The following is a 21,997-nucleotide window of genomic DNA, read 5'->3' on the forward strand; positions in this document are numbered from 1 at the left end:
ACCAGCGCCGATGGTACTGCTAACGCGGGAGAGTAGGCCGCCGCCAGTTTTTATTTTATTTTTTAAAAGTCTCATACAGCAATGTGTGAGACTTTTTTTTTGCTTTATACCCAAAGCGCAATACTCAGGCAATATAACCACTACTACTACTACTACTACTACTACTACTACTACTACCACTAACTCAATACATGAGTAATTAATAATAAGTAATGAGTAATGGATGAAGCTGCTCTCAAAGAAAGGATTATTACAACTTTGTCTTTAAGTTTTGGCTAAAGCCTGATGAAAATTATTTTTTATTTGAACGGGCTAAAGCCCGTCCCTATTGAATGCTTAATGTTTATAATAAGAATGTAGGTTTATTTTATATTTTTCATATCAGTTTTTTAATTTTCCTTTTTCTTTTATCACGGATAATTCCTGGTATCATTACTTCTGATAGTCCCACCACTTTTGTCATCCTGGAAGGATCTAAATGCAGGATGGAAAAAATGAATATGGAAATAATTGTGGATAACACTGTCTAAGTTTCTGAGGAATGGCAATGAATCGTATTTGGTTACAAATTAAAGTATTATACAAATATCTATCATTTATTATTCATCACTCATTACCCATTGCAGGTTACTCATCATAAAGTGGTTTGAATTCATTTTGTAGGCAAATAATCATCTTTTATCACTTATCATTAACATTCATCATTCATAGAAACCTCCCTAGCCCCGATAGTAACGGTTACCCCGCAGCATAGGTCAGAGCGTAGTAGGGTGAGCGTTGGAGAGGGGAAGGCGCGAGGAGTATGAGTGGATAGCGGGAGAATGCTCCTGAAAATTAGCTTTGAACCTATTAAATTAAATCGAGATTATTTCTATTTATAAAAATTAAAATAGAGTAAATCTCTTAAAGACCTTCTATTTATGTTGTAACTTTATTCTATGAAAGAGCATATTGTGAGAGGGTTCAGATTTGAAACTTACAAAGCACCGGAACTATCTATATTTGATCGGTTACTGGAAATTTTTACAGATTTGTTGACTCATACCTCAGGAGATTTTGATGAAGCTATTGACTGGCTTCGAATGCTTGATGAAGAATATCAGCTTACTACTCCGGAATATACTATTGATGACTTTATTGAGGATCTTAAAAAGAAAGGGTATATCCGTGAAGAAATTGATCCTAATGGTGGAAATGGAATTCGACTGAGTGCAAAAATGGAGCAGAATATTCGTAAACAAGCGCTTAATCAAATATTCGGAAATCTTGGGAAAAGTGGTAATGGAAATCATAAAACCAATAAGAGCGGAACGGGAGAGGATACAACAGGAGAATTCCGTAATTATAATTTTGGAGATCCGGTAGAGAAAATTTCTATTACGGAAAGTCTTAAGAATGCCCAAATCAATAACGGAATCGGAGATTTTCATCTTACTGAAGATGATCTTATTGTAGAAGACAGTATTCATCAATCACAGATGAGTACCGTTTTGATGATTGATATTAGCCACAGTATGATATTGTATGGTGAAGACCGTATTACTCCGGCGAAAAAAGTAGCAATGGCGCTTGCAGAACTGATTACTACTCGTTATCCAAAAGATACGCTGGATATCATTGTTTTTGGAGATGATGCTTGGCCCGTTAAAATTCAGGAACTGCCTTATCTGCAGGTTGGTCCCTATCATACCAATACGGTTGCGGGGCTTCAATTGGCAATGGATATTTTACGAAGAAAGAGGAATACCAACAAGCAGATTTTCATGATTACTGACGGAAAACCAAGTTGTGTTCGTCAGGCTGATGGCACCTATTACATGAATTCTTATGGTTTAGATGAATATGTTGTTCAGAAATGTTATAATATGGCATCTCAGGCGAGAAGGCTGCATATTCCAATTACTACGTTTATGATTGCACAGGATCCGTATCTGCAGCGTTTTGTGAGCGAATTTACAGAAGCTAATCAAGGGAAGGCCTTTTATACAGGACTCAATGGATTAGGACATATGATTTTTGAGGATTATGAGACCAATCGTAAGAAAAGAATCCGTTAAAAAATTATTATTCATTAAAATATATTTCAAAGTTTATAAAATCAGATTTTAAATACAATGACTGAAAAGCCAAACATAAAAACATTAGGTTCATTAAGAACTTCAGGATATATTCCAAAAAATATAAAAGACGAATTAAGAGATAATTTAAAAACTAAAATTCGTAATAAAGAGTCTGTATTTGAAGGGATTTTCGGATATGAAAATACGGTTATCCCTCAATTGGAACATGCAATTCTAAGCCGGCATAACATCAATTTATTAGGATTGAGAGGACAGGCGAAAACAAGATTGGCCAGAATGATGACCTCTTTATTGGATGAATGGATTCCTTTTATTGAAGGGAGCGAGATTAATGATGAGCCCTTTAATCCGATTTCTCGTTATGCTAAAGAATTAATTGAAAAAGAAGGAGATCATACTCCAATAGACTGGCTTCACCGCGATGAAAGGTTTTTCGAGAAACTGGCAACTCCGGATGTTACGGTTGCCGACCTGATCGGTGATGTGGATCCTATTAAAGCTGCTAATCTTAAACTTTCTTATGCAGACGACCGTGTGATTCACTTTGGGATGATCCCACGTGCGAACCGTTGTATTTTTGTAATTAATGAATTGCCGGATCTTCAGGCGAGGATTCAGGTTTCTTTGTTTAATATTTTGCAGGAAGGTGATGTGCAGATTCGTGGATTTAAGGTGAGAATGCCTTTGGATATACAATTTGTCTTTACCGCGAACCCTGAAGATTATACCAACAGAGGAAGTATTGTGACTCCACTGAAGGATCGTATAGGATCACAGATTTTGACTCATTATCCTGAAAATATCAATATTGCAAGAGAAATCACCAATTATGAATCCAGTTTAGACAGCCGTCAGAAAAATGGAGTGTATGTTCCTTCTTTAGCAAAAGATCTTTTGGAGCAGATTGGTTTTGAAGCTCGTGAAAGTGAATATGTAGACTCCAAAAGTGGAGTAAGTGCCCGTATGAGTATTACAGCTTTCGAAAACTTATTGAGTACGGCGGAACGCAGATCTTTACTGACAGGTGACGAAGCTACTTCTGTAAGATTAAGCGATTTTGTGGGGGTAATTCCTGCTATTACAGGAAAGGTGGAATTGGTGTATGAAGGCGAACAGGAAGGTGCAGAAGCGGTAGCTCAATTACTAATTGATAACGCGATCAGAACTTTATTCACCTCTTATTTCCCGAAGGTGGAAAAACTGGAGAAAAAGAGCATTGATGGGCCGTTTAGCCAGATTACAGATTGGTTTTTAGAGGACGATGGCTTCTTGGAAATTACAGATGAATCTTCGGATGAAGCCTATGCAAAAGCTCTTAACAGAATTCATCCTCTTGACCAGATCATTGAAAAATATCAGCCGGAGACTCAACCGGAAGATATTTTATTCTTAAAGGAATTTATTCTTTGGGGATTGGCCGTTAACAAGAAACTGAATAAAGAAAGATTCAGAACTGGAGTTTTCTTTTCTTAAATTTTCAACACTTCAAGAGTACAAAACAAAAAAGATGTGGAAACGAATTCCCACATCTTTTTTATATTTTTAATCAAATGATGATCAGACCTGGATAACTCCTAGATTGAATTTCTCTGTAATAGGAGAGTGATTAGCCGCTTCTATTCCCATAGAAATCCATTTTCTGGTATCTGTTGGGTTGATGATAGCATCTGTCCATAATCTGGCAGCAGCATAGGTAGATTCAGTTTGTTTTTGATACTTTTTTGAAATAGTATCCAAAATCTCGTTGTGCTCTTCTTCAGAAATTTCTTTACCTTGCTTTTTAAGAGTAGACTCCTGAATCTGGGCCAATACTTTTGCAGCTTGTGCTCCACCCATTACAGCAAGGTCAGCCCAAGGCCATGCAACAATCAGTCTAGGGTCATACGCTTTTCCACACATTGCATAATTTCCTGCTCCATAAGAGTTTCCTGTAATAATGGTGAATTTAGGAACTACAGAATTAGAAACAGCATTGACCATTTTAGCACCATCTTTGATGATTCCGCCATGTTCAGATTTTGAACCTACCATAAAGCCGGTAACATCTTGTAGGAAGATTAAAGGGATTTTTCTTTGATTACAGTTGGCAATAAATCGGGTCGCTTTATCTGCAGAGTCGGAATAGATTACTCCTCCAAATTGCATTTCTCCTTTACCACTTTTTACTAATTTTCTCTGATTGGCTACTATTCCTACAGACCATCCATCTACTCTTGCAGTAGCACAAATGATACTTTTCCCATAGTCTGGTTTATATTCTTCATATTCTGAGTTATCCACAATACATTTGATGATTTCATAGGTATCATATTGTTCGGCTCTGGAAACCGGCATAATTCCGAAGATATTATCAGCACTTTCTTTGGGCGGGAAACTTTCTATTCTGTCGAAGCCTGCTTTTTCAGTACTTCCGATCGACTTCATAATGTTTTTGATTCTGTCTAAAGCATCTTTATCATCTTTAGCCTTATAATCGGTAACTCCTGAAATAGAACAGTGGGTAGTAGCTCCGCCCAATGTTTCGTTATCAATACTTTCTCCAATTGCAGCTTTTACAAGATAGCTTCCTGCCAGGAAAATGGAACCTGTTTTATCCACAATCATAGCTTCATCACTCATAATAGGAAGATAAGCTCCTCCAGCTACACAGCTTCCCATAACAGCAGAAATCTGAATAATTCCTGAAGCACTCATTTTAGCATTATTTCTAAATATTCTACCAAACATTTCTTTGTCTGGGAAAATTTCATCCTGCATAGGTAGGTACACTCCTGCGGAATCAACAAGATAAATGATTGGGAGTCTGTTTTCCATTGCTATTTCCTGTGCCCTCAGATTTTTCTTTCCTGTGATAGGAAACCAAGCGCCAGCTTTTACAGAAGCATCATTAGCTACAACAATACATTGTCTTCCGGATACATATCCCATTACTACTACAACTCCTCCGCTAGGACAGCCACCATGTTCTTCATACATTTCATAGCCTGCAAAAGCTCCAATTTCTATGGAATCAGAATCTTTATCAAGGAGATAGTCTATCCTTTCTCTTGCGGTCATTTTTCCTTCCTCACGAAGCTTTTGAAGCCTCTTTTCACCGCCTCCTTTTTTGATCTCGGCAAGCAAGCGATTTATCTCTGATAATTTTAATCTGTTCTGATCTTCTCGTTTGTTGAATTCGATGTCCATAGAATTTTCAATTTTTTACGCTTAAAGATACTATTTTTATGAGGAATGTGAATAAGAAGTAAAACAGATGTTTAATAGTTTGGTTACTAGTAAATTGTGAAATTTTTAACAAAAAAATATTTTTAAATAATCTATATTTTTTCTAACTTTACATAAGAGTAACAGAGGGTGATATCCTCTGAAAAATACTCAGTTCCTAGTTTATTTTTTTAATAGTTTATTATTTGAAGGCCCTGAAAGTTCAACCAATTTTCAGGGTTTTTTGTATTTAGATTAATAATATTTTCTATACTCTACGATAGTAAGGTCATTATTATTATCCTTAGTTTTTTTGTATTTTTTAGCTGGAATAAATCCTAATTTTTCAGGAATTTTTTTACTGGCTATATTTTCTTCATCTACAGGATATAGAATGTATTGAAATGTGAAATTATCTTCCAGAAATGTGATAAGAGCTGTTATAATTTCGGTTCCTAATCCTTTTCCTTGAGAGCTCTTTTTTAACCATAAGCCAAGTTCAATAGATTCTTCTGTTATATGATGAATACCACAACAGCCAATAAAATCCTTATTTGAATCCAGAGCTACCATCACCAGGTCTGTATTTTGTAATAAATTCTCTTTTGAAGTTTGTACAAAGTTCTCAATCTCTTTTTTGTCACCTTGAGGATTAAAAGGCATATATCTGGTGACTTCTTGTGTAAAATGTTCTAAAATATCATTTATATATAAATCATCAACAGGCTGTAAGGTTAGATGTTGTGTACTAATTTTAATATCAGGATGTAATATCATATGCTTAAAGAAATAGTATTGTGTCCATTGTTTTTGAAAAAGTGAACAGAATTGATCATGTATTAGGAGGAAAAATGATTAAAAACTTTATTTCTCATTTTTTTATTAAAGTAAATTTATATTTTTTATAAGATTTATAAAAGCCTATTTGTAAATTTGCCTGTTAAAATTTTAAAGAAGTAGGATATGCATAAATTAGCGCTTTTCAGATTGCACTTAATAGTATTTTTATGGGGATTCACTGCAATTTTAGGAAAACTGATTCATGCGAATGCTCAGATCCTTGTATTTTACAGAATGTTGTTTGCCGCAGTTTTTCTTTTTGCATTCATCAGGATCTATAAAAAAGAAAGTATCAAGGTCTCAAAAAAAATATTTTTCCAGCTGGCAGCCATTGGCTTTACGATGGCACTTCATTGGTACTGCTTTTTTTATTCCATTAAAGCTTCCAATGTTTCCATTGCGTTAAGCTGTCTATCATTATCTACACTCTTTGCCTCTATTTTGGAGCCTATTATCTTTAAAAGAAAGATTGATATTTCAGAGGTGTTGATGGGAGTTGTGATTGTAGCCTGTATTTTATTGATCTTTAAAACTGAATTTCAGTACAAGGAAGGGATTATATATGGTATTTTATGTGCTGTGTTTGGAACCATATTTTCGGTTTTTAATGGTAAAATGTTTGGAAAAACGAGCTCCGGGAACATTATATTTTACGAAATATTCTGTGGATGGTTTATTTTAATGTTATTTTATTTGTTCTCAGGCCAAATTTTTCAGATGAATGAAATAAACTACCGTGATATAGCGTTAATATGCTTATTAGCCAGTGTTTTCACTGCTTTTCCTATGTTGGAATCAGTGAATTTAATGAAATATATATCGCCTTTTACTCTAATTTTAACAGTTAATTTGGAACCGGTCTACGGAATTATACTAGCTTTTTTTATCTTTGGGGAATCAGAACATATGAGCCCTATATTTTATATTGCTTCAGGAGTTATGATACTGGCAATCATTGTAAATGGATTAATAAAAGCCAGAAAAACTAAAAACTTTAACTAGCATCAATTTTATATGATGAAAAAATATTTTTTACTTGCATTTTCACTGCTCTATGGGCTGTCTCAATCTCAGATTATCAGGAAATATTCCAATGAATTCTTAAATATCGGAGCAGGGGCCCGAGGACTGGCAATGGGAGGTGCGGTAATATCCAATCAGGATGACGTGTATTCTCCTATGTGGAACCCGGCAGGTTTAATGGGGGTTGAAAAAGACTGGCAGGGAGCTGCAATGCATGCCGAATATTTTGAATCAATTGCAAAATATGATTATCTGGCCTATGCCAGGGTAATGGAGGAAGGTGTTTTTGGTGTTTCAGTAGTAAGACTGGGAGTAGATAATATTTTGAACACTACCCAGATGATTGACTCAGAAGGGAATATTGATTATGATAAAATCACAAAATTCTCTCAATCTGATTATGCTGCTATACTTTCATACGCATTCCGCCCTGGAGGAAACCCAAACCTTGATGTTGGGGTGAATGCAAAAATTGTTTATAGAAATGTAGGTAAATTTGCGAATGGTTATGGTTTCGGATTTGATGTGGGTGCTATTTATAAAGGTGAAAACGGATGGAAATTTGGGGGAATGGTAAGAGATATTACAACTACCGTTAACTTTTGGAGCATTAACCAGAAAGAGTTATCCACAGTAGTGAATGGAGAAGAATTCAACCCGGCGCCAAAGGATAAAATGGAACTTACCATGCCTAAACTTAATGTAGGAGCAAGTAAGCTATTTGAAATCAACAGCAGTGTATATGTATTGCCGGAAGCAGGAATCAATGTTGATTTTGCGAAGACAGCATCTCTTATTTCAACGGATTTTGCAAGTATCAGTCCTTATGCAGGAGCTGAATTGGGTTATCAGAAAATGATTTTTGTGAGATTAGGGATCAACAGGTTCCAGTCTATTACAGATATAGAAGATTTAAAAAGAAAAGTTTCCTTCCAGCCAAGTGCGGGGATTGGAATAAGATATAGAGGACTTACCCTGGATTATGCGATTACAAATTCAGGAATTGGTGGTTCTAATTTCTATTCTAATTTCTTCTCTCTTAAACTGGATATGGGAGCATTCAGAAATGATTAAAATGAAGGTTATGAAAAAATTATCGATATTGGTGTTGGCAATTTGCTCAACGGCTGTTTTCGGACAGAAGGTTTCAGATTATAAATATGTATCTATTCCAGAGGAATTTACAACATTCAAAGGAGATAGTTATGGATTGGAAGCTGCTTTAGCAAAAGCATTAAAAGGCAAAAATTATGTGGTCTTACCTGCTAGTATAGATCAGTGGCCTTCAGAAGCAAAAGACAATTCATGCAATATTTTGAATGCTAATGTTCTGAATGTTAAAAGTCTATTGTCAAACAAATTAATGCTGGAATTTAGAGATTGTAATAATAAGGTGATTCTTGAATCTAAAGGAAGCTCCAATATTAAAGAATTTGAAGAAGGTCTGGCAGATGCTTTGAAGGTAGCTTTAATAAAGGTAAGTCCTTCTAGTCCTGTTGCTATGTTACCTGCTAAGAATCAAAACCAGCCTGCTGCAACTATTATTTCAAGTCCTGTTCAGACTTCTACGGCGGAAGCTGCTTCAATGTCTTCCATCGCACCTGCAGCGGGTAATTATTCGAATGGAAATGTGACAGTACAAAAGATACAGATTGATGCGAATCAGTTTATCCTGGCGAAATCAGGAAGTTCTGTACCTTTTGCAATCTTTAAAACCACTTCGAAAAAAGATGTGTTTATCGTAAAGCTTGAGAATGGCAATACAACCATAGGCTATTTTGAAAATGGCAACATTGTAATTGATATTCCACAGGCGGATGGAAGATATTCTAAAGAGACCTTTACTGGAAAATAATGAAATTCATTGAAAATAAAACTTAAATAAGCTCTTGAAAAAGAGCTTATTTTTTGTAATAATATGTTGATGTGTTTTTTCTATACTTATAGTAAATTTTTCCTGGTATGGAACTCTGTCGAATTGTAACATCTAAGAATTATTTTGAAAAGTAAAAGGTTAGGAAAGTAAATGATATTATATTATCATTTGTGAAATGAGCGTTTTTTCATGGTATTATTGTTTTTATTTAACAATACTAATTTATGAAAAAAATATATATAATAATATTATTTTTATAATAATTTAAATGTATTTGGTTTTTGGTAACTTTCTTAGTGGGTTTTGATTCTTTTTGTAGTGTTGTCTCTTTTTGGGGAAATAATTGTGTAGTTGCAATTTTATAAAAAAAAGTTCAATTGTTTGTGAAAAATAAATCGATGGAGTAAACATCACTACCCATTACTATTGAAAAATTCCCAAATGACTTTCGCTTTACTTTTACCCAGAATCTCTTCCAGAGTTTCTTGATTAGATTCTTTGATCCTTTTTACAGACTTAAGTTTGGAAAGGAGCAGTTCGATCGTTTTTTCTCCCACACCAGGAATTTCTTCCAATTCTGATTTAATGGTAGAATTTTTTCTTCTCGTTCTGTGATGTTTTACTCCAAATCGGTGAGCTTCATCCCTTACCCTTTGCAGAATTTTTAAAGTTTCAGACTTTTTATCGAGATATAATGGAATAGGATCTTCCGGGAAGAAAATCTCTTCAAGTCTTTTTGCAATTCCTACGATGGTAATTTTCCCATATAATCCCAGTAGTCTAAGACTTTTGACAGCAGAAGATAATTGTCCTTTTCCACCATCAATAAGAATAAGCTGTGGAAGACTTTCCCCCTCATCAATCATTCTTTTATATCGACGATAGATGACTTCCTCCATCGTTGCAAAGTCATTGGGACCTTCCACGGTTTTAGGATGGAAAATTCTATAGTCTGCCTTACTGGGTTTTCCATCTTTAAAAACTACGCAGGCAGAAACTGGGTTAGTTCCCTGGATATTCGAGTTGTCAAATCCTTCAATATGGCGTGGCTCAACAGGCATTCTGAGAAGTTTCTGCATTTCAGCCATGATCCTGTTGGTGTGTCTTTCCGGGTCAACAATCTGAACCTGCTTTAATTTTTCCAAACGATATTCCTTTGCATTCTTTTCCGAAAGCTCTACGATCCTCTTTTTATCCCCAACTTTAGGAACAATAAGTTTTACATTTGGAATTTCTACAGATAAATGGAAAGGAAGCAATACTTCTTTTGAATCCGAACCAAATTTCTGCCGGATCTCAATTAAAGCCTCTTCCATAATATCTTCATCAGTCTCTTCCAGAATTTTTTTGATTTCGGTGGTAAAGCTCTGTATGATATTTCCGTTTCTTATTTTAAAGAAGTTGACATAGGCAGCTGTCTCATCACTGGTCATACCAAAGACATCCACATCATCAATATTGGGATTGACTACAGTATTTTTAGCCTGATAATCTTCCAAAATATCTAGTCTCTCCTTAATAATCTGTGCTTCTTCAAACTGAAGGTTAGAGGCGTGTTTCATCATTTGATTCACAAGGTACTCCTTTGCTTTACGGAAATCTCCTTTAATAATACCACGGATGGCATCTATCTTTTCGTCATAATCTTCTTTGCTCTCAAGATCTTCACAAGGTCCTTCACAATTTTTAATATGATATTCCAGACAGACTTTATACTTTCCATCTGCAATTTTAGCAGGCGAAAGATTTAGATTACAGGTTCTGAGTTTATAAATATGTTTGATGGTATCCAGCAATATCTTGGCAGGCCTTACTTTTGCATACGGACCATAATATTCCGAACCATCTTTAATGACATTTCTGGTTAAGAAAATTCTTGGAAAATCCTCATTTTTAATACAGATCCAAGGATAGGTTTTGTCATCCTTCAGCATGACATTGTAAAATGGTTGATACTCCTTAATCAGATTGTTTTCCAACAAAAGAGCGTCATATTCGCTATTTACAATTGTAGTTTCCAGACGTTGGATCTTACTGACCATAATTTTGATCCTGTATCCTAAAAGGTTTTTATTGAAGTAGGAGAGAACCCTTTTCTTTAAATTCTTAGCTTTTCCAACATACAGAAGTTGTTCGTTCTTATCATAATAACGATAAACACCAGGTTCGGAAGGTAAAGTTTTGAGTTGTAATTCTAAAGAAGGATTCATAAAACAAAATTAAGGAAACTTTCCCTATTTAAAAAAATAAAAACCTGCAGATGATTCTACAGGTTTTGATATTGTGATGATGTATTTTATCCGTGGTTCATATCAGTATATTGATATACCAAAAAGCTAAAATAATCCCATTCTACAGAATTTTTTGGATACTTTTTCATGAATTCAGCGTTATCTCCAAATAAAAAGTCATAATTATCTTCAAAATCATCTTTGTGGAGCCACATTACCTTATTTCCTTTCTTTACATAATAGGACTTGATAACACCTCCGCCAAATGCGGGAGCACCTGCAAAACCAGTGCTCACTGTTTCTGAAGCAAATGGATCATGATAAACGGAAATAAGCTCATTAAATTCAGGATTGATGACCTGCATTAAAAAAGCTTTAGGTTCTTTCTTATTTTTTAAAGAAACAATTTGGTTTTCATATAAGACAGCGTCATCAGTTACAGATCTACTATATTTTTTAGTGCTGTAATTTCTCATGTTTGAAATAAATTTCGAAGCTTTCATAGATTTTTCAAGCTCTGTAGGATATAAGTACATTTCAGCAATTTCAGCCGCTGTAAATTTTACAGGCTTTTTGGTGTCAACATCTTCAATAGTAATAGAAAGAATCTGTCCTCTTTGCTTTTCCCATGATTTGCTATATCCTTGATGTTCAGTGTTGTCTTTTAAAATAATAGTGGAAACTTTTTTATCTGTTGCAGTATTGAAACCTTCGTTAAAGAGATAACGGTTCATTTCTTTTCTTTCTTCCTTGGTATATTTCACTTTTTGAGCAAAAGTGGCTGTACTTGCAACACATAATGCCAGCAGTAAAGTTTTCAGTCTCATGTTTATAGTTTTTAATTTTTCGGTGATAAAAATAGCAAATTAATTTACTTCCTTAGAAAAAAGATAGAACAGTAAAATTTAGTTTCTCCAATTATTGTTAAATGCGTAATTTTAAGAAAATTTTTTAGAAATGATATACGGAGTAGATGTTTTTACTTTCCATGATGTTCTGGAAATATGTAAAAAACCTAATAAAGCCAAGCTGAATAAAGCAGCAAAAGACCAAATTTTAAAATCTCAGAAAAACGTACAGCAAATTGTAGAATCCGACAGATGTGTATATGGAATCAACACTGGGTTCGGGCCACTGTGCGATACTAAAATATCAGCTGATGAAACCGCTCAATTACAGTATAACCTGATTATTTCTCATGCAGTAGGAGTAGGGAAACCTATTGAAAAAGAACTTTCCAAAATCATGATGATTGCTAAAGTTCATGCGTTGTCAAAAGGATTTTCCGGAGTTTCTCTTGATGTTATTGAGAGAATGATCCTTATGCTTGAAAAGGATATTATTCCTGTGGTTCCTGAGCAAGGATCTGTAGGGGCGTCAGGAGATTTGGCTCCTTTAGCACATCTGGTATTACCTTTATTAGGTCTTGGACAGGTTTGGGAAGGAGATAAAGTCTCTGATACCATGGAAGTATTGGAAAAGTATAATCTTGATCCATTGGTTCTTGGACCAAAAGAAGGATTAGGATTAATTAACGGAACTCAGTTTATCCTGGCACATGCAATCAAAGGGCTGGAGAAATTTGAATACCTTTTAGATCTTGCTGATCTCACGGCTGCCATGAGTATTGAGGCTTATAGAGGTTCAGCAAGCCCGTTCAAAAAAGAACTTCATGACATCAGACCATTTGAAGGAAGTAAAAAAGTAGCTGCGAGAATGCTTAAGTTCCTGAAAGGTTCAGAAAATATGAAAGCTCACGAAGACTGTGAGAGAGTACAGGATCCTTATTCCATGAGATGTGTGCCTCAGGTTCATGGAGCGAGCAGAAATGCTTTTGAGCACCTTAAGAGTATGGCAGAAACAGAATTAAACTCTGTAACAGATAACCCAATTGTATTAAGTGCAGAAGAATCTATCTCAGGAGGAAATTTCCACGGACAGTTAATGGCCCTACCATTGGATTACGCAACCCTTGCTGCTGCTGAATTAGGGAATATTTCAGACAGAAGGAGCTATTTATTATTAGAGGGTAAGTATGGGCTTCCAAGATTATTAACGGAAAGCTCAGGACTGAATTCAGGATTTATGATCCCTCAATATACTTCTGCAGCATTAGTTACAGAAAATAAAACGTTATGTTTCCCTGCATCTGCAGACTCTATTCCTACAAGTTTAGGACAGGAAGACCACGTTTCTATGGGAAGTATTTCTGGAAGAAAATTCAATCAGGTTCTAGGAAATCTGGTTAATATCTTATCTGTTGAGCTAATGTTTGCAGCTCAGGGATTAGAATTCAGAAGACCATCAAAATGTTCCAAAATCATCGAAGAAAACTTTACAATTCTACGTTCCAAAGTGGCAAAGCTTGAAGACGATCGACTGATCGGTCAGGATATGCTAGCGATTGCAGAGCTTATCAAAGAAAAAAAGTTTGTTGTAAACTAATCAAATAAAATTGAAAGGCTCCCAATGGGAGCTTTTTTGTTTTTAAAATCTATTAAAATATGATCATACATAGAACCGATTCCAGCTCTTTAGATTTTCAAACCTTGGTAAAGCATCTCGACTCTACGCTTGCAGAGCATAACGGAGCAGATGATGCCTTTTTTGCCCAATTTAATACCATTGATAAGATTAAAAATTGTATTATGGTTTATATTGATGAAGTTCCTGCAGCATGTGGTGCCTTCAAAGAACTTTCTGAAGATACGGTGGAGATTAAAAGAATGTTTACTAATCCTGAGTTCAGAAAAAGAGGATTAGGCTCTTCCGTTGTAAAGGAATTAGAAACCTGGGCTAAAGATTTAGGGTATAAAAAAGCAGTGCTTGAAACTTCCAAGGATCTAACAAATGCTATTTCCGTATATGAAAAAAGCGGTTTCCAAAGAATACCCAATTACGGACAATACATTGGTATTGACAACAGTGTTTGTTTTGAAAAAGAATTGAAATAGGAAAATATAATGCCAATCGAAGGTGTCGCAATTTCCCTCCAGAGAAGGGTAGTTAGTGTTGTAATTATATCATATTCATTAAAGTGCAATTATTTAAATGGTTTGAATAATTATCTTTAAAATTAATATTCATATAATGCTAAATTCATTTTTTTTAAACTTTTAATTCTCTTGAAAGTGTTATATTGTGGCTCCAACCAAAATTATAACATATGAAAAAAAATGTATTTTTCCTGGCATTATTTTTTGCCTTAAACTCCTGTACTCAGGAAGAACTTCGCAATGAGAACCCGAATGTTGAAATGTCTCAGAAAACGCCGTTAACGGAAAAACAGATCAATGAAAGGATCAATCAGGCTATAAAAACTGAAGGAACTTTCAATTGGAAGAATGAATCTGATCACTTCCTTTGGAGCGCTGTTTTCCGTGGTAACAGAATGGTATCTATTGGATTTGGTTCGTCCAAAGATGATTTTGACAGAAGTAAATCTCCGGATCATAAAAATATGGAGGAAGAGATTTTAAATAGTATTGCAAAATCTGAGGGAAAAGGATCTGCAAGGTTCCTTTTGAACTCTGACAAGTATCTTAACCAAATGGATGTCACCATCGAAAAAGAAGAAACGATAACAGCTCTTCGTCAGATGAAAAACATCAGATATGTAGAACCCGCAGACTATCACTATTTTGAAAACGAAGCGAAGTATAACACTACTGCAAAATCTTCCGGCAGTGGATCTTCAGGATGCGGCTTTTCGACAGCAACTCTAAGTGCTGTAGATTATACTTCTACAACACCAAGTGCAAAAATTCCATGGGCATTTGCCAAACATAATATTCCAGATGCCTGGAACTACAGTACAGGAGCAGGAGTAACCATTGGTCTTATTGATACAGGAGTTTCTCCAGACCAGTCTTTATTGGGATCCAGCTTTAATAATGGAGCATCTTCAGGAAGAACGATCAGTAAATTCGGGGTGTACAATTCCGATGGTTCAGCGGATCAGTGTGGTCACGGAACCAAAATGGCTTCTGTAATGACTGCTCCCCGAAACAATGCAGGTCTTCCGGTGGGAGTAGCCTATAATGCAAATCTTATTGCTTACCGTGCTGCCGAAAATGTTGTATTGGAAACATCCAGTGAGCAAAACGGAGTGAAAACGGCATTTACAGACCTTGGAAACAATACCAATGTAAAGATCATCTCTATGTCTATGGGACATATTTTTTCAGTAGGAAAAATTGAAGATGGAGTGAAATATGCTTATGCCAGAGGAAAACTGATTTTCTGCGCAGGAGGAACATCTACCAGCTTTACCAATTTTGTTGGGGTTATTTTCCCTGCTTCAATGTCGGAAACTCAGGCAATAACAGGTGTGAAAGAAGGAACTTCTAACCAAAAATGTGATGTTTGCCACTCCGGAAGCCAGATCGATTTTACCTTCCAGATGGAAAGAGCATCAGGAAATACAGTGCCGGTTCTGAGTTATTACAACGGACAGGCTGATTATGTAGGCGGATCTTCTGTAGCAACAGCCGCTACGGCAGGAATTGCAGCTTTGGTTTGGGCTAAAAATCCATCATGGACAAGAGATCAGGTACTTAATAAAATGAGACAGTCGGCAACCTATTACCCAACTGTTAATTCAAGCTATGGCTATGGAAACATCAATGTTTTAAAAGCTGTACAATAAGATCTTTAGAAAGGAAGCAGGAAAACAAAATTCCTGCTTCTTTATGTATATTTAATCTCCCAATTGATAATCCAAAGGAAGCATTTTTTCAATTTTATTTCTCGAAAATTCACCTTGGGTAACAAGCTGATCAGGGGTGGTAATATTTCCATCTTTTGAAACTTCAAAAGATTCCCCTTCATCAGAATAGAGATAAGTAGTGAGATTTCTACTATATTTTCCCTTGATAAACTGATTTTTCTTAATATCTTCATAAGATATTTTGGTATAATTAACCTGAAGAATATCTTTAAAACCAAAGATAACCTGTTCATTTGTTCTTTTCACATAATCAGAATCAGGGATCAAGGTTTTTGTGATGGCAAGTGTATAAGATTGTTGACTGTTCTTTCTACGGGAAATATCTTTGATGTCTTCGGGAATGTTGATAGCTTCTGACAATTTTAATTGGGTCATAAAATCCTTTAATGTATTCAGTTCCTCCTCTGTTGGGTAGTTTGAATTGGGAACTTTCACAACCTGATTGACAACAAATCCGTTTTCAGAAACTTTATTATTATAAATACTCCTGAAAAAATGAAGCGAACTTCCTTCATAAGCATTCATTCTGTTGATTCTTACCCGATCTGTATTTTTGGTTTCCTTAAAGAAACTGGTTCCTGTATAATTGGTAATATTGGTAGTAAAGTCCGTTGAATAATCAATCAGATTGTATTCAATTTCATATCCCAGATTTTTATTTTCAATGAGTAAAGTTTTAGGAGCTTTTACTCTAAGCAGTTTCTTCTTCTTGTCGTAAGAAAATTTAAGTGTCTTTTGATTCTTGATTCTCACATTTTCGAGATCATCTCCAATAAAACTACGGAGAAAAGCATGGATATAATTCGTGTAAGCTTCGGAAGTATAAGGAATGAGTACTATTTCTTCAATAGCATTCGTTTTTGTTAAGACAACTTTCAGGTTTTTGTTGATAACTTGAGAAACTTCAGTGCTAAATGTTTCATAATCCTCTTTCTGAAAAATAATATTGCCGCTGGTTTGTGGAGAAAGGGAAAGCATAAAAGTTCCATCTTCTTTGGAGACAGTTCCTGTTTTTGTTCCATCAATATAGATGTTTACATTGTTTAATCGATGTTCCTTATCGTCTACCACAGTCCCTTTAATGATCTGTGCAAAAGAAACAGAATAAACGAATAAAAAAAATAGTAATATCGTTTTCATGGTTAACAATATTACTAAAGTTTTAGTGATAAAAAAAGATCTGATGGAGAATTGTTTATCCAATTCTTACACTGGTCATGCTTAATGAGCCGCCAATCAGTTCATCATTAAATAATGCCAGTTCTTCAGTTTGATCTTTCAAACCTAGCGTGTAAATCAGCGGGAGATAATGGTCTGGGGTAGGAACTGCATATTGTAAAGATGTTCCCTGTTTATGATAATCAATAATATTCTGAAAATTGCCATCCAAGAGCCAATTATTGGTTTTTTCTCTGGCTTCTATCGCCCAATCCCAGCCAGCACCTACGGTATTGATATTTTTCCAGTCGATCATACGTAGGTTATGAACAATATTTCCGCTTCCTATAATCAGAATTCCTTTCTCACGAAGTTTATTCAGTCTTTTGGCAAGGTCATAATGATATTGTGGAGGTTTCGTATAATCAATGCTTAATTGAATAACGGGAATATCTGCATCAGGATACAAATGCCTGATGACAGACCACGCACCATGGTCCAATCCCCAGTTATGATCTTCCTCTACTTCTACCGGAAGTAAAAGCTCAGCAGTTTCCCTGGCAAGTTCGGGACTGCCAGGAGCGGGATATTGTACTTCAAACAGTTCTTTAGGAAATCCATAAAAATCGTGGATTGTTTTGGGCATTTCCATAGCAGTAACCAAAGTTCCCTGCGTATACCAATGCGCAGAAATACATAGAATTGCATTAGGCCGTGGAATTTCACTTGCTATTTTTCGGAATCCCTGTACAAATTGATTTTCTTCAATAGCATTCATCGGCGAACCATGCCCAAGGAATAAAACCGGCATTCGCTGTGTGCTATTGAAATTTTCACTTATATTTTGAAGATCGTTGAGGTTCATAATGCTTGCATATTGATAAAAAATAAAAGGTTCAAGGTTTTTTAGTAAAATCCCTGAACCTTTTAAAAAGTATGTTATAAATTAAGCTTGTTTTACAAACTGTAATTCACCAGCGATTTTTACATCATCACTTACCATTACACCGCCTGCTTCAAGAGCTGCGTTCCAGTTCAATCCGAAATCTTTTCTGCTGATTTTCCCTTCAAAAGAGAAACCTGCTTTGGTATTTCCCCATGGGTCAACATTAATTCCACCGAAGTCTACATCTAATGTTACAGGTTTTGTGATCCCATTGATGGTAAGATTTCCAACTACTTCATTGTTCAGATTTTGAGATTCAAAAGTAATTGTTGGGTGATTTTCAGCATTGAAGAATTCAGCAGACTTTAAATGATTATCTCTGTCCGTATTATTAGTAAATACAGAATCAGTCTGAATCGTAGCTGTAGTTTTAGCGTTTGCAAAGAATTCATCTTCAGATTCAATTTCAGCGTTGAAAGTTCTGAAGCTTCCTTTTACGTTAGAAATCATCATGTGTTTTACTTTGAAAGTGATTTCACTATGCGTAGGGTCTAAGATCCATTTTGTTGCCATTGTATTTTGTATTTTTTGTTATGATTAATGATGCAAATTTAGGATAGGGAGCATATACAAGTCATTGATATAGGATAAGAAATGAAATGATCTGCATTGGATGATGAATTATCTTATTATAGTAAGTGTTAATGTTCAATATTCTCAATCATCCTATGCCTTAAAAAAACATACCCTCTTAAACAGAATTTGCGCCTTTACGTTTCCCAGAATAAGCCTATAAAATTCTACTATTAAGGTAAGAAATATTTCCTATAGATGGATTAATTCTATTTTATGAATGTTTTATTTTAACATTTCTTAACGGATGGTTTTTATTTCTTATTTTTGATGGATTCAATTTTATACGATGAAATTACATAAATATTCTTTATTGATGCTTGTTTTGGGGAGTTCAGTATTTGCCCAGACACAGAAGTTTACGATGGCGGAGGCTGTAAATGGGATGAGAACAAACCTGGCAGTGAAAAATATTTCACAGTTTTCATGGTCTGCAGATGGGAAATCTTATATCCAATCCGTAAAAGGAGGATACCTGGCTACAGATTTAAAAACAAACAAACAGGATACGCTGATATCTTTATCACAGTTGAACAGACAGTTTATAGATGATAAACTGAGCATTGTCCCATCTATTAAGTTTATGGGAATATCCAACGGATATTTCAATGCAAACGGGAAAATGTTTTGGATTGAAAAATCAGGAAACGACTGGAAGATAAAGAATTCAGCAAAGATCGATCTTGACGCTGCCAATGTGAAAATGTTTGGAGATGGGCAGACGTTTGCCTTTACCGCAAAGAATAATTTATTTGTTAATAAAAATGGAAAAACCATTGCCGTAACCAATGAAGCCAATGAAAATATCATCAGTGGCCAGGCTGTTCACAGAAATGAATTCGGAATTGATACCGGAATTTTTCCAGCTCCGAACTCAGAAAGCGTAGCATTCTACAAAATGGATCAGTCCATGGTTGCAGACTATCCGATTATTGACTGGTCGGTAACTCCAGCTGTAAATCATAATATCAAATACCCAATGGCGGGACAAACTTCCCACCAGGTAACATTAGGTGTTTTCAATATCAAGACACAGGCAACAACTTTTCTGAAAGTAGAGGGTGAAAAAGATCAGTATCTGACAGCTGTTACCTGGAGCCCTGATTCAAAATATATTTTTGTGGCAGTATTGAACAGAGGGCAGAATCATATGAAGATGAATCAATATGATGCGGCTACGGGAACATTGGTAAAAACTTTATTTGAAGAAACAGACAGCAAATATGTGGAGCCACAGCGTCCGCTTACTTTCTTCCCGAATTCAAATACGGATTTCATCTGGCAAAGTCAGAGAACAGGATACAATCACTTATTTCATTATAGTTTAGAAAAAGGATTGGTCGCTCAGATCACAAAAGGTGACTGGCTGGTAACTGAGATCTTAGGATTCAATGAAAAGAAAAAAGAAATTTTCTTTACTTCTACAAAAGAAACTCCTTTAGAAAGACACTTATATAAGATTAATTGGGCCAACTTCAAGATGGAAAGACTGGATGCTGCCGAAGGGATGCACTCCGGAGTTCTCAGCAGTGACGGAAACTACCTGTATGATACTTATAGCAATTCAAATACTCCAAGAGTAGGAAACATCATCAATACATCCACTTTAAAATCTACCAATATTCTTACTTCTGAAAATCCATTAAAGAATTATCAGAGACCAGAGATTAAAAACGTAGAATTAAAAGCTGATGACGGAACTCCTTTATATGGAAAGATCATCCTGCCAACGAATTTTGATCCGAATAAGAAATATCCAACTATTGTTTATTTATATAATGGACCACACCTACAATTGATTACAAACAGTTTCCCGTCTTCCGGAAATCTTTGGTATGAATATATGGCTCAGAACGGATATATTATCTTCACGATGGATGGAAGAGGTTCTGCCAACCGTGGAATGAAGTTTGAGCAGGCTGTTTTCAGAAATCTGGGAACAACAGAGATGAACGACCAGATGAAAGGTGTAGATTATCTGAAGTCACTTCCTTATGTAGACGGAGATAAAATGGGTATTCACGGATGGAGCTTCGGTGGATTCATGACAACAAGTTTCATGCTTCGCAAACCGGACGTATTCAAAGTAGGAGTAGCAGGAGGACCGGTAATCGACTGGAATATGTACGAAATCATGTATGGTGAGAGATATATGGACACGCCTCAGGAAAATCCGCAAGGATATGCTACGGCTAATCTTCTGGATAAAGTTCAGAATCTGAAAGGAAAGCTATTGATGATCCACGGAGCACAGGATGATGTCGTGGTATGGCAGCATTCTATCAAATTCATTAAATCAGCAGTTGATAATGGAGTTCAATTAGATTACTTTGCTTATCCGGGACACCCGCATAACGTGATCGGAAAAGACAGAGTTCACCTGATGCAGAAAATCACAGATTATTTTGATCTGTACCTGAAAAAATAATATCAAAATCCAGCCGTTCCGGTTGGGTTTTTTTGTTACTTTTCGTTGGAAATTACAAGGCCACAAAGAATATTTAATATAATATGTTTTTAAGGCGTAAGGATTTTATCTTCGATAAAATTGTATACTGCTAAATGATAGCCAAGAATCCAAGGATTTTTTATGAGTGCAAAAACCTATGTGTCCTTTAGTTTGTAAAAAGAAATTAAGTTTACAAAATAAAAGCATTCACAAGAAACAGGGTGAACCATTATGTGTCCAAGGATTCGAGGCCTATACATAGATTATGAACCCTGTTTCTTTGAGAATAAGGTCATTATAGAAATTTAGGCTTTGGACCTATTATCAAGGGCTTAGACACGATTCTCAATGTGAATGATAACCTCAAAAAAGTTATGAGACAAAAGTACGTTATCGGCATTGATATTTCCAAATCAAAATTAGATTGTGCTATAATGGATTCTGAGTATAAGATCCAATGTGAGCAGATCATTCCCAACACAGAGAAAGGAATATCTTCATTTTTGAAAGGTATTTTAAAGCTTCTGAAAATAACCAAAGAAGACCTTTTGATTTGCTGTGAAAATACTGGAATTTATAACCGACCATTAGAGAAGTTTTGTTCAAAATCAGAGTATCTGCTTTGGGTGGAACATCCGGTAAAAATCAAAAAGGCGGCCAGTGATTTAAGAGGAAAAGATGATCGAAAAGATGCCAGAAGAATTGCAGAATACGCTGTTCGCTATCACGATAAAATAATGCCTTATGAGGAACCAGAGGAAGTTATACAACGAATGAACGTGCTGGCTAAATCCCGTGATACTTTACTATTGCAAAAAACGGCTTTGGAAAATCAATTAAGGGAAGCCAAAAGTCACGATGTGTATGTGTTTAAGCTATTGACCCAA

The 21,997-nt window shown here is 35.4% G+C and carries 17 protein-coding genes; 10 read left to right on the top strand and 7 right to left on the bottom strand.

The genetic code is table 11. From position 1 onward, the window contains the following. Window positions 1-938: 938 nt before the first annotated feature. Window positions 939-2,057, top strand: coding sequence for a vWA domain-containing protein (locus tag AC3HD6_RS23570; RefSeq protein ID WP_488898537.1), 1,119 nt, complete (start codon window positions 939-941; stop codon window positions 2,055-2,057). 57 nt (window positions 2,058-2,114) lie between these two features. Further along, window positions 2,115-3,554, top strand: coding sequence for an AAA family ATPase (locus AC3HD6_RS23575; RefSeq protein WP_488898538.1), 1,440 nt, complete (start codon window positions 2,115-2,117; stop codon window positions 3,552-3,554). An 84-nt stretch (window positions 3,555-3,638) separates the two neighbouring features. Here AC3HD6_RS23575 and AC3HD6_RS23580 read toward each other — a convergent pair whose 3' ends face one another. Continuing rightward, window positions 3,639-5,267 (bottom strand): acyl-CoA carboxylase subunit beta, encoded by a 1,629-nt coding sequence (locus tag AC3HD6_RS23580; RefSeq protein ID WP_488898539.1) that lies wholly within the window; start codon window positions 5,265-5,267, stop codon window positions 3,639-3,641. Between the two features lie 273 nt (window positions 5,268-5,540). Next, window positions 5,541-6,062: a GNAT family N-acetyltransferase gene (locus AC3HD6_RS23585; protein WP_488898540.1), complete on the bottom strand. Its 522-nt coding sequence runs from the start codon at window positions 6,060-6,062 to the stop codon at window positions 5,541-5,543. Between the two features lie 186 nt (window positions 6,063-6,248). Here AC3HD6_RS23585 and AC3HD6_RS23590 point away from each other — a divergent pair, with 186 nt between their 5' ends. The 3 genes from AC3HD6_RS23590 to AC3HD6_RS23600 are packed head-to-tail and all read left to right on the top strand — an operon-like array spanning window position 6,249 to window position 9,003. Further along, complete coding sequence (locus AC3HD6_RS23590; protein ID WP_488898541.1) at window positions 6,249-7,127, top strand: DMT family transporter; 879 nt, start codon at window positions 6,249-6,251, stop codon at window positions 7,125-7,127. A 12-nt stretch (window positions 7,128-7,139) separates the two neighbouring features. Continuing rightward, window positions 7,140-8,222, top strand: a complete 1,083-nt coding sequence (locus AC3HD6_RS23595; RefSeq protein ID WP_488898542.1) for a putative type IX sorting system protein PorV2 — start codon at window positions 7,140-7,142, stop codon at window positions 8,220-8,222. 10 nt (window positions 8,223-8,232) lie between these two features. Beyond that, window positions 8,233-9,003, top strand: coding sequence for a hypothetical protein (locus AC3HD6_RS23600; protein ID WP_488898543.1), 771 nt, complete (start codon window positions 8,233-8,235; stop codon window positions 9,001-9,003). A 434-nt stretch (window positions 9,004-9,437) separates the two neighbouring features. On the opposite strand, the gene uvrC is transcribed toward AC3HD6_RS23600, so the two are convergent. Together uvrC and AC3HD6_RS23610 are read right to left on the bottom strand one after the other, a co-directional pair. Further along, window positions 9,438-11,234: an excinuclease ABC subunit UvrC gene (gene uvrC / locus AC3HD6_RS23605; protein ID WP_488898544.1), complete on the bottom strand. Its 1,797-nt coding sequence runs from the start codon at window positions 11,232-11,234 to the stop codon at window positions 9,438-9,440. A gap of 86 nt (window positions 11,235-11,320) precedes the next feature. Beyond that, window positions 11,321-12,082, bottom strand: coding sequence for a hypothetical protein (locus tag AC3HD6_RS23610; protein ID WP_488898545.1), 762 nt, complete (start codon window positions 12,080-12,082; stop codon window positions 11,321-11,323). A 130-nt stretch (window positions 12,083-12,212) separates the two neighbouring features. Here AC3HD6_RS23610 and hutH point away from each other — a divergent pair, with 130 nt between their 5' ends. The 3 genes from hutH to AC3HD6_RS23625 all read left to right on the top strand — a co-directional run bounded on the left by hutH (window position 12,213) and on the right by AC3HD6_RS23625 (window position 15,903). Further along, entirely contained in the window at window positions 12,213-13,700 is a 1,488-nt protein-coding gene (hutH, locus tag AC3HD6_RS23615) for a histidine ammonia-lyase (RefSeq protein ID WP_488898546.1), read from the top strand. Between the two features lie 59 nt (window positions 13,701-13,759). Beyond that, the gene (locus AC3HD6_RS23620) at window positions 13,760-14,209 is read left to right on the top strand and encodes a GNAT family N-acetyltransferase (RefSeq protein ID WP_488898547.1); all 450 of its coding nucleotides are present in this window, start codon (window positions 13,760-13,762) and stop codon (window positions 14,207-14,209) included. 212 nt (window positions 14,210-14,421) lie between these two features. Then, window positions 14,422-15,903, top strand: coding sequence for a S8 family peptidase (locus AC3HD6_RS23625; protein ID WP_488898548.1), 1,482 nt, complete (start codon window positions 14,422-14,424; stop codon window positions 15,901-15,903). Window positions 15,904-15,954: 51 nt separating this feature from the next. Here the strand turns inward: AC3HD6_RS23625 and AC3HD6_RS23630 are convergent, their stop codons facing one another. The 3 genes from AC3HD6_RS23630 to AC3HD6_RS23640 form a co-directional block, all read right to left on the bottom strand. Continuing rightward, the gene (locus AC3HD6_RS23630) at window positions 15,955-17,124 is read right to left on the bottom strand and encodes a carboxypeptidase-like regulatory domain-containing protein (protein WP_488898549.1); all 1,170 of its coding nucleotides are present in this window, start codon (window positions 17,122-17,124) and stop codon (window positions 15,955-15,957) included. Window positions 17,125-17,179: 55 nt separating this feature from the next. Beyond that, window positions 17,180-18,007, bottom strand: a complete 828-nt coding sequence (gene ygiD / locus AC3HD6_RS23635) for a 4,5-DOPA-extradiol-dioxygenase (RefSeq protein WP_488898550.1) — start codon at window positions 18,005-18,007, stop codon at window positions 17,180-17,182. A gap of 81 nt (window positions 18,008-18,088) precedes the next feature. Next, window positions 18,089-18,601, bottom strand: coding sequence for a YceI family protein (locus AC3HD6_RS23640; protein ID WP_068940069.1), 513 nt, complete (start codon window positions 18,599-18,601; stop codon window positions 18,089-18,091). Between the two features lie 349 nt (window positions 18,602-18,950). On the opposite strand from AC3HD6_RS23640, the gene AC3HD6_RS23645 reads away from it, so the two are divergent. Together AC3HD6_RS23645 and AC3HD6_RS23650 are read left to right on the top strand one after the other, a co-directional pair. Further along, window positions 18,951-21,089, top strand: coding sequence for a S9 family peptidase (locus AC3HD6_RS23645; protein WP_488898551.1), 2,139 nt, complete (start codon window positions 18,951-18,953; stop codon window positions 21,087-21,089). A gap of 395 nt (window positions 21,090-21,484) precedes the next feature. Beyond that, a partial coding sequence (locus tag AC3HD6_RS23650) for an IS110 family transposase (protein ID WP_488895947.1) occupies window positions 21,485-21,997 on the top strand: 513 nt, incomplete at its 3' end.

The sequence above is a fragment of the Chryseobacterium sp. II3a genome (assembly GCF_057815135.1).

What these genes read in the sequence shown, in the direction of transcription:
- AC3HD6_RS23585 (WP_488898540.1), bottom strand. Translation starts at nt 6,062, where the DNA reads ATGATATTACATCCTGATATTAAAATTAGTACACAACATCTAACCTTA.
- AC3HD6_RS23645 (WP_488898551.1), top strand. Translation starts at nt 18,951, where the DNA reads ATGAAATTACATAAATATTCTTTATTGATGCTTGTTTTGGGGAGTTCA.
- uvrC (WP_488898544.1), bottom strand. Translation starts at nt 11,234, where the DNA reads ATGAATCCTTCTTTAGAATTACAACTCAAAACTTTACCTTCCGAACCT.
- AC3HD6_RS23630 (WP_488898549.1), bottom strand. Translation starts at nt 17,124, where the DNA reads ATGAAAACGATATTACTATTTTTTTTATTCGTTTATTCTGTTTCTTTT.
- ygiD (WP_488898550.1), bottom strand. Translation starts at nt 18,007, where the DNA reads ATGAACCTCAACGATCTTCAAAATATAAGTGAAAATTTCAATAGCACA.
- AC3HD6_RS23620 (WP_488898547.1), top strand. Translation starts at nt 13,760, where the DNA reads ATGATCATACATAGAACCGATTCCAGCTCTTTAGATTTTCAAACCTTG.
- hutH (WP_488898546.1), top strand. Translation starts at nt 12,213, where the DNA reads ATGATATACGGAGTAGATGTTTTTACTTTCCATGATGTTCTGGAAATA.
- AC3HD6_RS23600 (WP_488898543.1), top strand. Translation starts at nt 8,233, where the DNA reads ATGAAAAAATTATCGATATTGGTGTTGGCAATTTGCTCAACGGCTGTT.
- AC3HD6_RS23595 (WP_488898542.1), top strand. Translation starts at nt 7,140, where the DNA reads ATGATGAAAAAATATTTTTTACTTGCATTTTCACTGCTCTATGGGCTG.
- AC3HD6_RS23570 (WP_488898537.1), top strand. Translation starts at nt 939, where the DNA reads ATGAAAGAGCATATTGTGAGAGGGTTCAGATTTGAAACTTACAAAGCA.
- AC3HD6_RS23640 (WP_068940069.1), bottom strand. Translation starts at nt 18,601, where the DNA reads ATGGCAACAAAATGGATCTTAGACCCTACGCATAGTGAAATCACTTTC.
- AC3HD6_RS23625 (WP_488898548.1), top strand. Translation starts at nt 14,422, where the DNA reads ATGAAAAAAAATGTATTTTTCCTGGCATTATTTTTTGCCTTAAACTCC.
- AC3HD6_RS23580 (WP_488898539.1), bottom strand. Translation starts at nt 5,267, where the DNA reads ATGGACATCGAATTCAACAAACGAGAAGATCAGAACAGATTAAAATTA.
- AC3HD6_RS23575 (WP_488898538.1), top strand. Translation starts at nt 2,115, where the DNA reads ATGACTGAAAAGCCAAACATAAAAACATTAGGTTCATTAAGAACTTCA.
- AC3HD6_RS23610 (WP_488898545.1), bottom strand. Translation starts at nt 12,082, where the DNA reads ATGAGACTGAAAACTTTACTGCTGGCATTATGTGTTGCAAGTACAGCC.
- AC3HD6_RS23590 (WP_488898541.1), top strand. Translation starts at nt 6,249, where the DNA reads ATGCATAAATTAGCGCTTTTCAGATTGCACTTAATAGTATTTTTATGG.